Raw genomic sequence first — 12,712 nt, forward strand, 5'->3', positions numbered from 1 at the left:
GTTAGCTGCATCATGCAGGTATTTATTCTGTATCATACAGCTATGAGTGATGACCACGAGAGCACCCTCGGCCGGATCGAAACGGAGGTGGCCCTGCTGATGCGCCTCGGCGAGGCGACCCGGCGGGCCACCGGCAGCGCCGAGCATCGGGTGCTCGACCGGGCGGCGTACGTGATCCTGCGGCACCTGGACGACGCCGGGCCGCAGAACGTCTCCGCGCTCGCCGCCCGGCTCAACCTGGACGGCTCGACCGTGACCCGGCAGGTGTCCGCGCTACAACGGGACGGCCTGATCACCCGTACCCCGGACCCGTCCGACGGCCGAGGGACGGTCATCTCCCCCACCACCGCCGGCCTGCAGCGGATGGCCGCGGTGCGGCACGCGCGGACCCGCCTCTACGGCGAGATGCTGGCCGACTGGCCCGCCGAGGACCGGGAAACCCTCGCGCTGATGCTGCGCCGTCTCAACGAGGCCCTAGAGTCCCGAAACCGCCCCCGCTAACCCCCCACCCCACCCCGCGCCCCCGCGCCCCCCACCGCCACCCCCACCCGCGTCGATCTAGGGCAAATCGCTGCTCATGGAGATCAACTAGCGACCATTTGCCCTAGATCGACGGGGCGTGGGGTGGCGGTGGGGGGCGCGGAGGGGCGGGGCGGGGCGGGGCGGGGCGGGTTAGGCGACTGGCTCGGGGGTCGGGTTGGCTTCGCGATTGGTGCCGGGGGTGACACGGGGGTCACCCTCGTCGGCGAAGTAGTCGTCCGGCGTGGTGCCGTCGACTCCTTCGGCCACCTTGCCGGCCCGCAGTACGAGCGTCACCAGCGCCGCGACGGCCAGGTTGACCAGCACCGCCACGATGCCGACGTAGATCGTCCTGGCGGTGTCGAACCCGAACTCCGACAGCGGGAACGCCGAGCCACCGAAGTGCTTCCGGGTCGGGCTGGCCACCTGGTAGAGCATCCACATGCCCAGCCCCATGCCGGCCGCCCAACCGACGATCAACCCGGTGCGGTGGAACCAGCGGGTGTAGAGGCCCAGCGCCACCGCCGGCAGCGTCTGAAGGATGATCACGCCACCGATCAGCTGAAGGTCGATGGAGAACTGCGGGTCGAGGAAGACGATGCAGGCCACGGCACCGACCTTCACCACCAGCGAGGTGATCTTCGAGACGGTGGCCTCCTGGGCCGGGGAGGCGTCCCGCTTCAGGTACTCCTTGTAGATGTTGCGGGTGAACAGGTTCGCCGCCGCGATCGACATGATCGCCGCGGGCACCAGCGCGCCGATGCCGATCGCCGCGTACGCGACACCGGCGAACCAGTCCGGGAACTGCTGGTCGAAGAGCAGCGGAACGACCGTGTTGTTGTCCACACTGCCGGCCGACGCCCCGGGCAGGGGCTTCACGCCGGCCGCGATGGCCATGTAGCCGAGCAGCGCGATCAGCCCGAGCAGCAGGCTGTACGCCGGCAGCGCCGACATGTTCCGCTTGATCACGTCGCGGTTCCGGCTGGCCAGCACCCCGGTGATGCTGTGCGGGTAGAGGAAGAGCGCCAACGCCGAACCGAGCGCCAACGTGACGTACTGAAGCTGGTTGTTGCCGTTGAGCAGGATGCCGTCGTTCGGGTTGGGCGAGGCGTCGAACTTCGCATCGGCGGCGGCGAAGATGTCACCCCAGCCGCCCAGCTTGTACGGCAGGTAGATGATCGCCACCAGGATGACGATGTAGATCAGACTGTCTTTGACGAACGCGATCAGCGCCGGCGCGCGCAGCCCCGACTGGTACGTGTAGGCGGCCAGGATGGCGAACGCGATGATGATCGGCAGGTGCCGGGCCAGCGCGTTGTCGCCGGTGACCCCCATCGTCTTGAGCACCGCCTCGATGCCGATCAACTGCAGTGCGATGTACGGCATGGTGGCGACGATGCCGGTGATCGCGATCAGCAGTGCCAGCACCGGCGAGTCGAAGCGCTTGCGGACGAAGTCGGCCGGCGTGACGAACCCGTGCCGGTGTGACACCGACCAGAGCCGGACCAACACCAGGAAGACCAACGGATAGATCACGATGGTGTACGGCACGGCGAAGAACCCGGCCGCTCCGGCTCCGAACATCAGCGCCGGCACCGCCACGAAGGTGTACGCGGTGTAGAGGTCACCGCCGACCAGGAACCAGGTGATCCAGCCGCCGAAGCTGCGCCCGCCCAGCCCCCACTCGTCCAGGTGCCCCATGTCCTTCGGGGCACGCCAGCGGGCAGCCACGAACCCCATCGCGCTGACCAGGAGGAACAGCGCGGAGAAGACGATGATCTCGGTGAGATGGTCACGCCACATCAGCGGCCACCCCGCTTCTTCGTCATCTGGTAGACCAGCGTCGTGGTGGCGACGCCGAGCAGGATGTACGCCAGTTGCAGCCAGTAGTAGCGCGGGAACCCGAAGACCCGGGGCGAGTCGCCATTGAAGAAGACCGGGATCAGCGGCACCACGATGGGGATGAAGAGCAACCAGTTCCAGGGGCTGTGGTCCTTCGCCCTGGTCGGCGCCGTGGTGGGCGCCTCCGGTTCCGGTGCAGCCATCTGACACACCTCCGGGGAGTCGTGGGTCTCGATGTAACGGCCGGAGGCTACGACTTCGTGACGACCGTCACGCGACCCGCGCGGAGGGTGCTGCGCCGAACGGCCGGCCGGCTGCGCCGAACGGCGCGGCCGACCAGCCGGGCAGGTGAGCTCAGATGCGCCGGCTCAGAGCGCGGCGAGGTGGGCGGTGTCGTTGACCGTGCGGACGGCGACGCCGCCGTCAGGCCACATGTCGAGCACCGAGATGCCGGCCGCGTCCAGGAAGAGCCGATGCAGGAACCCGTCGCCGGCGGCGAGCGCGTCGCGCAGCACCAGCTTGATCGGCGAGACGTGCGAGACGACCACCACGGTCTCCCCGGGGTACGCGGCGAGGAGCCCCGCTATGACGCGGTGCGCGCGTTCGGCGACGTGGGTGAACGACTCCCCGCCCGGCGGGGCGACCCGGGGTGAGGCGAGCCAGGCGTCCATCTCCCCCGGCCACTGCTGGCGCACCTCGGCGAAGGTGCGCCCCTCCCACTGGCCGAAGTCGCACTCGATCAGGTCGTCCTCGGTGCGGACCGGCACGTCACCGAGCGCCCCGGCGATCGCCGCCGCGGTGGTCGTACACCGGGACAGCGGTGAGCTGAGCACGGCCGCGACGGACGGGGCCAGCGCGGCCACCCGCGCACCGGTGGCCCGGGCCTGGGCCCGGCCACTCTCGGAGAGCGGCACGTCGCCGCGGCCGGAGTAGCGCCGCTGCTCGGTGTACTCGGTTTCGCCGTGCCGGACCAGGATCAGGCGGGTGGCGGTGAAGCTCGGCCGCGGCTCCCACGAGGCCGGCGCGGTCGCCGGGTCGCTGCCGGTTGCGGGCGTCGCCGGGGGCTGACCCGTGGCCGGTGTTGCCGGAGGGCGACCGGCGGCGGCGTCCATGGCGGCGTTGGCGAGCGCGTCGGCGTGCCGGTTCTGTTCGCGGGGGATCCAGGTGAACCGGACCGCGGTGAACCGGCCCACCAGCCCGGCGGCCTGGGCGGCGAGGGGTCGCAGGCCGGGGTGCTTGATCTGCCACCGGCCGCACATCTGCTCGACCACCAGCTTGGAGTCCATCCGGACGTCCACCTCGGCGGCACCCAGTTCGGCGGCGGCGGTCAGCCCGGCGATCAGCGCCTGGTACTCGGCGACGTTGTTGGTCGTCGTGCCGAGCGACTCGGCGCGCTCGGCGAGCACCTCACCGGTTTCCGGGTCGCGCACCACCGCGCCGTAGCCGGCGGGGCCGGGGTTGCCCCGGGACCCGCCGTCGGCCTCGACGGCGACCACGCGCGGCGCCACGACCTACAGACCCGACTCGTTGGTGCGGACCATGATCCGTCGGCAGTCCTCGCAGCGGACCACGTCGTCCGGGGCGGCTTTGCGGATCCGGGCCAGGTCGGCACCGGAAAGCTCCAGCCGGCATCCGCCGCAGCGGTTCGCGGTGAGGAGCGCGGCGCCCAGCCCGGTGTCGGCGCGGATTTTGTCGTAGAGGGTGACCAGGTCGTTCGGGAGATCGGCGGCGAGTGGCTGACGGGCCCCCCGCTTGAACTCCTCGTCCTTGGCGATCTCGGCCAGCGCGTCGTCGCGGCGCTGCTCGGTCGCGGCCCGCTTGTCCCGGGTGTCGGCCAGCCGCTGCTCCACGCCGTCCAGTACGCCCTGCGCGGTCTCCCGCTGCTCCATCAGCTCCAGCTCGGCGTCCTCCAGGTCGCCCTGGCGCCGGTTCAGCGAGACCAGCTCGTGCTGGAGCGCCTCCAACTCCCGGGCCGGGCCGGTGCCGGCGGCCAGCCGGTTTTCGTCCTTCTCCTTACGGGCCCGGACCTGCTCGACGTCCTTGTCCAACCGGGCGATGTCCCGGTCCAGGTCGTCGACCGCCACCTGGGCGCGGACCCGCTCGTCCTCCAGCGACGACAACTCCCGGGCCAGCGACTCCAGCTCGGCCCGCTCGGGCAGCGAACGCCGGCGGTGGGCGAGCTGTGCGAGGTTGGTGTCGATCGCCTGGAGGTCGAGCAGGCGGCGCTGCACCTGAGGGTCAGCCTTCACGGTCGGGCTCCTTGTCGTCCACAACGGGTGCGGCGGCGTGCACGGTCCACGGGTCGGTGTCCAGGTCGGACACCAGCGTCTCGACGCCCAGCGCCTCCCGGAGGAGGGCGGCCAGGTCGTCCAGCCACGGTCGTTCCGTCGCCCAGTGGGCGGCGTCGATCAGGGCGGGACCATCGGCGGCGAGGTGCTCGCCGGCCGGGTGGTGCCGCAGGTCGGCGGTGAGGAACGCGTCCACCCCGGCGGCGGTCGCGGCGCCGAGGAAGCTGTCCCCCGACCCGCCGCTGACGGCGAGGGTACGAACCATACGCCCGGGGTCCCCCGCGGCGCGAACTCCCCAGGACGTGACGGGGAGCACGGCGGCGGCGTGCCGGGTCAGCTCGGCGAGGGTCATCGGCTGGGGCAGCTCGCCGACCCGACCGAAACCCCGGTCGTCGCCGTGAGCGGGTGAGCCGGGCGCGGGTCGCTGCAGTGGGCGCAGCCCGGTCAGCCCGAATCGGGCGGCCAGGGCGTCGGAGACACCCGGGGAGGCCACGTCGGCGTTGGTGTGCGCCGCGTAGAGCGCCACCCCGGCCCGGATCAGCTGGTGGATGATCCGCCCCTTGAAGGTCGTCGGTGCGACCGACGAGACCCCGCGCAGCAGCAGCGGGTGATGCGAAACGATCATGTCCACGTCGGCGGCCAGCGCTTCGGCGACCGTCTCGGGCACCACGTCGACCACACAGAGCACCCGGCGGACCGGCGCGGCCGGCTCGCCGAGCACCAGGCCCACCCGGTCCCATTCCTCCGCCCAGACCGGCGGATAGCGCCGTTCCAGCTCGGCCACCACGTCGGTCACCGTGCGGGCGGATCCGATTGTGCTCACGGCGGGCCAGCTTACCGGCGCGAGGGTCGGTGGGCGGTGACACCCGGGCCGGCCGCGTCGAGCGGAAGCCCCACCGGGAGCGCTAGGCGGCGCTCCAGGAAACGGCGCGCAGCGCGGCCAACGGCATCTCCCACGGGAAGGCGTGCAGGTGCTGCTCCCCCGTTCCCGGCGGATGCAGAGCGATCACGTCAGCACCGAAGAGCACCGTGATGCCCCACTCGGCCAGCCGTGCCACCCCGGCACGAAACGCCGGGTGACAGGCCATCGCGGTGTTCGTGTACGGCACTGCCACGATCGGGACGCCCTTGCCCTGCGCCTCGACCAGCAGCCCGAGCGCGAGGGTGTCGGTGATCCCGGCCGCCCACTTGTTGACCGTGTTGACGGTGGCCGGGCAGACGATCATGGCGTCGGCGGGCGGCAACACGTCCGGGTCACCGGGATTCTTGTAGTGGGTCCGCACCGGGTGGCCGGTCTGCCGCATCAGGGCCGACTGGTCGACGAACTTGGCGCCGTCCGGCGTGGTGACCACGCAGACGTCCCAACCATCCTGTTGGGCAAGGTCGACCAGATGGCCGACGTGCCGTGCCAACGGCGAACCGCAGGCGATGACGTAGAGCACCTCGCGGTGCCCGCTGGTGCGCGGTGAACCGGCCATCAAACCGGCTCCGCGCTCATACCCCTACTCCCATGTGCTCAGCCAACTCCGCTACCGGAGAAGGCGGCGCACCACGTGTGCGACGAAGGATGTCCGACATCACCTCGTGCGCGATCGGCCGGCAGCGGATCTCCGACGGGGCGAGTCGATCACCAAGCAGCAGCATCTCGCCGGCGTTCGCCACGTCGCCCAGCTGGGCGTACCCGCGAGCGATGTCGAGCAGGTGGTGGGCGCGGCGCTCGGGCAGCAGCGCGTTGAACGAGGGCTCCGCGATGCGCAGCTGGTGCACCTCGACGGCCCGGCCCCCGTCACCCAGCTCCACCGCGGCAGCGGCCCGGTGCAGTTCGACATTGGTCGGGCCGAACGACGTCCAGTAGTGGTTGTGGTCGCCGCCGAGCAGGGCGGCGGCCTCCTGCGCACAGTTGATCAGGTCGTCGACGCTGGCCGAGTCGCCGATGCGGGACGCGGCCATCGCGCCCTGGAGCAGCAGCATCCCATAGACGGAGAGCCGGGCCGGAGAAACCTCGTTACTCCCACCCGGTGCCAGGCGGTTGGCGATCTGGACGTTCAGCTCCAGCGCGGGACGGGCCCGACCCATCGCGACCAGGGCGTTGCACACCCGGGTGGTGGCGATGCCGGCCAGCAGCGGGTCGTCGGCCCGCTGGGCCACCGCCATCGAGCGGTCCGCGGCCAACCAGGCGAGCTCGCACTCGCCGAGCTTGCGTAGCACCGAGGAGGCGATCTGGTAAACCTGCCCGAGCAGGTGGGCCGCCTCGGCGGCCTGCTCACCGCCGTAGGCGGCGTCGGCCGCCTGGGCGTCCCGTAGCAGCTTGGGCAGCGCCCGGGTGAGCATTCCGTAGCGGCCGTACTGGTAGGTGAGCCAGGCGTGGTTGACGGCCTTGCGCATGTCGTCCAGCGGCGGCGGGTACGGCACCGCGTCGAAGTACGCGCTCATCGAGTCGTAGCGTTCCAGCGCTGCCCGGATCTCCTGCACCTCGACCTGGTCGATGCAGTTCAGCGCGTCGGTGCGGCGCTCCGGGTCCCTGCCCAGGAGGAGTTGCACGTCCATTTGGAGGATGTCGGCGATCTCGTACAGGACGGAGAACTTGTCCAACCGGCGGACGCCGCGTTCGACCTTGTCCACCCAGCTCTTCGACTTGCCCAGCCGGTCCGCGAAGACCTGCTGCGACATCTTGCGTCGCCCCCGCCAATAGGCCACTCGCCGCCCTATGGGTAGCTCGTCCATCTCCCCATCCCTCCCCTGCCGCCAGCAACTTATCGAGTTGGGGCGATGTCCGCGGATGCGGCGGCCTTCGTTCATCTTCAGGTTTTCGCTGGTCGCACAGGATGTACGTCAGCCGCACGGCCAGTCCTCGTACTTTTCGTGCAAGTTGCACGAGCCGTTCGTCAACCTCAACGATTGTGGGTTACGGCAGTGACGGTGCTCGACATGCGACCTGGCGACCGCCGGGCCCGACGAGGGGAGATGGCACACATGTGGGGGAACGTCGGACCGCGCGTGGCCGAACTGTCGCCGCTGGAACGGGTCCGGCTGCGCCGGGTCGCCATGCGGTACGCCGCACACGGGTGGGAGGTCACTCCGGGGGCCTGTCTGGCCCGCAGCCGCTTTGTCTGCGGCCGGGCCGGCTGTCCCACCGTGGGCTGCCACCCCGCCCTGGAGAACTGGGAGTTGGCTGCCAGCGCCGACCCGTCCCGGGTGGCCACCTGGTGGCGGAATCGCCCACACGGGGTGCTGCTGCCCACCGGGCGGGCCTTCGACGTGCTGGAGGTGCCGGCCCACCTAGGCCGACACGTGCTCGACGCGGTGCAGATCCACCCGGCCGGCACCGGCGTACGCGGTCCGGTGCTGGTCACTCCCACCGGGCGGTGGATGTTCCTGGTCCGACCCGGCGACCCGCTCCGACCGGAGCTGGAGCACTGCTTCCACGTGGTCCGGCACGGGCCGGGCTCGTGGATCCCCGCGCCGCCCACCCGGCTGCCAGAGGGGACGGTCCGCTGGGCGGTCGCTCCCGAGCAGGCCCGCTGGCAGCTTCCGGATTCGTACCTGGTGCAGAACACGTTGATCGGGGCGCTGCGCGCCACCGGGGTGACGCTCGCCCCCGACCTGCTCCCCGGTCACCTGCCGTTGCCCCGACGAGGCATGTGAAACAGGCCCGGTCGACGATTCCATCCGGTGCCCGGCAGCGTCGCCGGGGCGCCGGTCCTCGTTGACAGGGAGACGGCGCCAACGCGCGCCACGAACGGGGGAACGATGTCCACCAACGACAGAGCGTCTCATCCCGGCGGCACCGAACCGCCCCGGCGCAGCCACCCACGGCACCGCTGGGCCGGCACCCGGCCCTCCGGCTCGCGCCCCGGCCGCCCACGCCCCACCGGCTCCCGCCCGGCCGGCACCCACCGCCCGCTCCGCTAGCCCGTAAGCGGAAGGTCGGCGGAGTAATACTGGCGGGCGTCGTCGGTGATCACGGCGTGGGTGTGGCCGTCGAGGCGATCCAACCAGCCGAGGCCGGTGGCGCCCATGGCCAGGGCAGCGGTGGCGTACGCATCGGCCACCCCGAGGTCGGTGCCGACCACGGTCACCGAGCGCAACCCGCTGGCCGGGGCGCCCCGGCGCGGGTCCACCACGTGCCGACCCCGCTCGTAGACGCCGGACGTGGCCACGGCCAGGTCGGTCCCGGCCAGCACCAGGCAGGCCGCCATCGGGTCCCACGGGTGTTGGATGCCGACCCGCCACGGCTCTCGCGACGGGGAGAGGCCACGCACCCGCACATCGCCGCCGGCGTTCACGAAGTGGTTCGCCGCGCCGGCGGCGAGCAGCCGGTCCGAGGCGACCTGAGCGGCCCAGCCCTTGACGAACCCGGACGGGTCGAGCCGGCCGGTGGCGTACGCGTCGAAGAACCCGTCGGTGGCACCCCACAGGTCGGCGCAGGCCTCCAGCACGAACCGCAGGTCCGGTGACGCCTCGGAGAGCAGCACCTCGCCCCGGTCGAAGCGGCACACCTCGCTGTCCGTCTGGTACGTGCTGAACCGCGCGTCCACCGCACGCATCCAGGCGAAGACCTCATCCGCCAGCTCGTGCAGGCGCTCCGGTGGCAGGTCGTCGGCGAGGTCCAGGCTGATCGTCGTACCCATGATCTGTTCGACCCGGCACAGCCCGGGTCGGGTCATCGCGGCCGGCACGTCAGAATGCCTGCTCGATGGCGGACCGTAGGGACTGCTTGTAGGAGTTGCTGGTCTCGGTGGCCTTGGAGACGGTGTTGAGGTTGGCGCTCTGCTTCGTCACCACCTCACCGCCGGTGCCGTCGTACGCCCTCCGGACGTCGCCGCTGTGGATGTCGGATTCACCCCCGCTGGGCAGCGACAGCGCGACGGCCTCGACGATCCGGGTGCCGGAGACCACGATCTGCACCTGCACGTACCCGTACTCGTTCTGCACACCGGTCCCGGTGATCCGGCGGGTGGTCGACTGGGGCGGCTTGGTGGTGGTTCGGGGTGCGGCCTTCGTGGTGGTGCGGGTGCCCGAGGGGCGGCTGGTGCTCTTGGTCGGCTTGGGCGACGTCGACGCGTTGGGAGCCACCGACGGCGTCGGCGCGACGTCCACCGGGTCGACATCCTGCGGGGTGGGGTTGACCGGCTGGGCGGTGGGCAGGTTCTGGGCGACCTGGTTGGTGGCCGGGGAGCCCTTGAACACCACCAGTGCGGTGGTGCTGGCGGCGAGGCCGGTGATCGCGAGCAACGCGCGACGCATGGGATGCCCTTCCTACAACTCGAACGTGGCCAGGTGGATCTGCCGGCGGGGTACGCCGGCCCGGCGCAGCGCGCGCACCGACTGCTCCACGAGCCCGGGTGGCCCGCACAGGTAGACGTCGCGCCGGGCCACGTCGGGCACCAGTTGACGTAACCCGTCCGGGCTCATCAGTTGACGGGGGCCGGGGTCGTCGCGGGAGCCGATGACGTACCAGACGGAGGTGTCGCGCTCCTGGGCCAGCCAGTCCAGCTCGCGGCTGAGCAGCACGTCGGCCGGGGTGCGGGCCCGGTAGATCAGGGCGGCGCCCGGCGGCAACTCCTCCAGCATGGCCCGGATCGGCGTGATGCCGCTGCCACCGGCGATCAGCAGGGCGCGCTCGCGGACCCGGTGCGCGGCGGTGAAGGTCCCCGACGGGCCCACCGCACAGACCCGGGTGCCCGGTTCCAGGTCACGCAGGTCCCCCGTGTGCGTGCCGACCACCTTCACGGTGATCCGCAGCCAGCGACCGTTCCCGGCGGCGGAGACGGAGAACGGGTGCGACTGCCACCAGCAGCCCCGGGTGAGGAAGCGCCAGCGGAAGTGCTGACCGCCGAGCATCGCCAGCCGGTCGAGCCGCTCGCCGGTGAGGTAGATGGAGATGGTGTCCGGGCTCTCCGCGACGACGTCGGCGACCCGCAGCTTGTACCGCAGGTTGAACGCCAGCGGCGCGACCACCCGGCCCCCGAGCAGGGCGGCGACCACCAGCACATACAGCGCGATCCAACCGGTGCGCACCGGGCCGGGCTTGTACAGCTGCGCGCCGTGGGTGAACTGGTGGCCGAAGCCGAGCAGCAGCACCAGGTAGCTGGACCGGTGCAGCAGGTGCCACAACTCGTAGGGCAGCGCCCGCCGGATCGCCCGGATGCTGCTGAAGCCGACCAGCATCATGATGGCGGTGGCGACGAACGCCGAAAGCATGTCCTCGTAGTCGCCGAGCAGCGTGCCGACCTCGGCGAGGATCGACTGGTTACGCAGGTCGGCGTAGCCAACGAGGATCAGCGACAGGTGTGCCAGCACGGCGACCAGCAGGGTGGCGCCGACGTCGCGGTGCCAGCGGCTCAGGTGTTCGCCGCCGATCCACCGCTCCAGCACCGGCAGCCGACTCATCATCAGCACCTGCACCAGCAGCAGGTAGCCGGCGACCAGACCGCTGATCCGGCCCGCCGCGGTGACGGTGGCCGCGGTGCTCCGCAGCGCACCTGCGGGCGTGTCCAGCCACCACGGCAACACGCTGGCGAGCAGGCCGACCAGGAGCAGCACGGCCAGCAGCCGTCGGCCGCCGGGTCCGCGCCGGTCCGGGATCTGCGGGGGTACGGGCGCAGCCGACCGGCCGCCGTGCCGGGACGAGGTCCCGGTACGACGGCCGGCGGCGTGGGTGTGCGAATGCGTCACGCGTACAGCTTCATCGGGGTGTACTTCTGGCGGGGGAAGACCTTGTCGACCTCCGCGTTGGTGAGCCCGAAGCGGCCCTGAGCCACCGCGCCGTAGACGTTGAACATGTTGTTGTACTCCGGCACGTCACCGGAGTCGAGCTTGTCCAGGCCGTTCCAGGTGCCGAGCAGCGAGCCGGCCAGCTTCTTGCCGGAGAGCAGGGTGACCACTCCGCCGTGCCCGTGGTCGGTGCCGCCGCCGTTGGAGCCGACCCGGCGGCCGAACTCGCTGGACACCATGATCGTCACGTCGGCGGCCTGCGGGCCGAGGTCGGTGAAGAAGGCGGCCATCGCGCTGGCCAGCTCGTTCAACCGGCGGTGCAGTTGGCCGCCCTCGCGGGTGCCCTGGTTCTCGTGGGTGTCGTAACCACCCATGCCGACGGTGGCGACCCGGACGTTGGCACCGCCCTTGATCAGCTGGGCGAGTTGCTGGAACGCGTTGCCGACGCCCTCGTACTTGACGCCCTCGGCGGCCTGGTACGGCTTGGCGGCCAGCTTCTGAGCGGTGGCCAACGCGCCCATGCCCTCCTGCACGGCGTCCTCGACCGGGTGGTTGATCCCGGTGAAGAGCCCCTTGATGGCCTTCTCGGTGGCGGCCCGGAACCGGTCGTCACCGTTGAGCCGCAGCGCACCGACGTTGTTCAGCGACAGCGCGCCGTTGTTGCCCACCAGCGAGCGGGGCAGCGTGTTGCCGATGCCGACGCTGCGGAACGCGGTGCCCTTGCCCAGGTTGTCGACCAGGCCGTCCAGCCAGCCCCGGCCACCGGTCTCGTTGGGCAGCCCGCCCAGGTTGCAGGCGTCCGCGGCCTGGAAGTGGCTGCGCGAGAGCCGCTCGTCGGAGACCGCCGGGATGAAGCCCAGCTGACCGGCCGTGAGCCACTTCTCGAGGGGCTTGAACGCGCTGGTCAGCTTGAAGCCGCGGCCCAGGGCCAGCGAGTCGTTGCCGAGCAGCAGGTCGGGGCGGGCCTTGTTGAGCACCGCGTCGTTGTCCGGCGCGATCAGGCTCAGCCCGTCCAGCCCGCCGTAGAGGAAGACGTGGATCAGGGTGCCGGTCTTGGTCGCCGCGAACGACGCCGACGTGGTGACGAACTGGGCGGTGGCGAGGGCCGTGGCGGTGGCCGCGGCACCGGCGACGAAGGTGCGCCGGGTGACGCCGCGACCGTCCTGCTGCGCCTCCTCCAGGTTCTCCAGAGTGCGGTAGCGGTCGAACTCGGCGGCGTTCTCGGCGGCCACGATGTCGGCCTCGGCGCGCAGCAGCGCCTCGGCCGGGTTGTCGGCCAGCCGCCGCACGTCGGGGCATTCGGGGTGCAGGGGGAAAGAGTTGTACACAGTCTTCTCCATCGGGTG

Annotated in this window: 13 protein-coding genes; 2 read left to right on the forward strand and 11 right to left on the reverse strand. The window is 71.3% G+C overall.

From position 1 onward, the window contains the following. Nucleotides 1-42: 42 nt before the first annotated feature. On the forward strand, nt 43-501 hold the full coding sequence (locus OG811_RS02965) for a MarR family winged helix-turn-helix transcriptional regulator (RefSeq protein ID WP_406071949.1): 459 nt from the start codon (nt 43-45) through the stop codon (nt 499-501). 171 nt (nt 502-672) lie between these two features. Here OG811_RS02965 and mctP read toward each other — a convergent pair whose 3' ends face one another. The 7 genes from mctP to OG811_RS03000 all read right to left on the reverse strand — a co-directional run bounded on the left by mctP (nt 673) and on the right by OG811_RS03000 (nt 7,373). Beyond that, a complete protein-coding gene (mctP, locus tag OG811_RS02970; RefSeq protein ID WP_406071950.1) occupies nt 673-2,322 on the reverse strand; it encodes a monocarboxylate uptake permease MctP in 1,650 nt (549 codons plus the stop codon). Continuing rightward, a complete protein-coding gene (locus OG811_RS02975) occupies nt 2,322-2,564 on the reverse strand; it encodes a DUF3311 domain-containing protein (protein ID WP_272612847.1) in 243 nt (80 codons plus the stop codon). The genes mctP and OG811_RS02975 overlap by 1 nt, the downstream gene beginning before the upstream one ends. A 165-nt stretch (nt 2,565-2,729) precedes the next feature. Next, nucleotides 2,730-3,869 (reverse strand): bifunctional RNase H/acid phosphatase, encoded by a 1,140-nt coding sequence (locus tag OG811_RS02980; protein WP_406071951.1) that lies wholly within the window; start codon nt 3,867-3,869, stop codon nt 2,730-2,732. 3 nt (nt 3,870-3,872) lie between these two features. Continuing rightward, on the reverse strand, nt 3,873-4,610 hold the full coding sequence (locus tag OG811_RS02985) for a zinc ribbon domain-containing protein (RefSeq protein ID WP_406071952.1): 738 nt from the start codon (nt 4,608-4,610) through the stop codon (nt 3,873-3,875). Next, a complete protein-coding gene (locus tag OG811_RS02990) occupies nt 4,600-5,436 on the reverse strand; it encodes a Nif3-like dinuclear metal center hexameric protein (protein ID WP_406075467.1) in 837 nt (278 codons plus the stop codon). Before OG811_RS02990 ends, OG811_RS02985 begins: the two co-directional genes overlap by 11 nt. Nucleotides 5,437-5,554: 118 nt before the next feature. After that, nucleotides 5,555-6,127 (reverse strand): flavoprotein, encoded by a 573-nt coding sequence (locus OG811_RS02995; protein WP_406071954.1) that lies wholly within the window; start codon nt 6,125-6,127, stop codon nt 5,555-5,557. 16 nt (nt 6,128-6,143) lie between these two features. Beyond that, nucleotides 6,144-7,373, reverse strand: coding sequence for a helix-turn-helix domain-containing protein (locus OG811_RS03000; protein WP_406071955.1), 1,230 nt, complete (start codon nt 7,371-7,373; stop codon nt 6,144-6,146). A gap of 249 nt (nt 7,374-7,622) precedes the next feature. Between OG811_RS03000 and OG811_RS03005 the strand changes: the two genes are divergently transcribed. Beyond that, nucleotides 7,623-8,294 (forward strand): bifunctional DNA primase/polymerase, encoded by a 672-nt coding sequence (locus OG811_RS03005; protein ID WP_406075469.1) that lies wholly within the window; start codon nt 7,623-7,625, stop codon nt 8,292-8,294. A 263-nt stretch (nt 8,295-8,557) separates the two neighbouring features. On the opposite strand, the gene OG811_RS03010 is transcribed toward OG811_RS03005, so the two are convergent. The 4 genes from OG811_RS03010 to OG811_RS03025 are packed head-to-tail and all read right to left on the reverse strand — an operon-like array spanning nt 8,558 to nt 12,706. After that, nucleotides 8,558-9,280 carry an FAD:protein FMN transferase gene (locus OG811_RS03010; protein WP_406075471.1) on the reverse strand — a complete coding sequence of 241 codons (723 nt, stop codon included), beginning with the start codon at nt 9,278-9,280 and terminating at the stop codon, nt 8,558-8,560. A 49-nt stretch (nt 9,281-9,329) separates the two neighbouring features. Further along, a complete protein-coding gene (locus tag OG811_RS03015; protein WP_406071957.1) occupies nt 9,330-9,896 on the reverse strand; it encodes an FMN-binding protein in 567 nt (188 codons plus the stop codon). A gap of 12 nt (nt 9,897-9,908) precedes the next feature. Next, entirely contained in the window at nt 9,909-11,327 is a 1,419-nt protein-coding gene (locus OG811_RS03020) for a ferric reductase-like transmembrane domain-containing protein (protein WP_406071959.1), read from the reverse strand. After that, nucleotides 11,324-12,706: a DUF1501 domain-containing protein gene (locus OG811_RS03025; protein WP_406071960.1), complete on the reverse strand. Its 1,383-nt coding sequence runs from the start codon at nt 12,704-12,706 to the stop codon at nt 11,324-11,326. Before OG811_RS03025 ends, OG811_RS03020 begins: the two co-directional genes overlap by 4 nt. Between the last annotated feature and the right edge of the window lie 6 nt (nt 12,707-12,712).

This window comes from Micromonospora sp. NBC_01638, assembly GCF_045209745.1.
Classification (GTDB): Bacteria; Actinomycetota; Actinomycetes; order Mycobacteriales; family Micromonosporaceae; genus Micromonospora.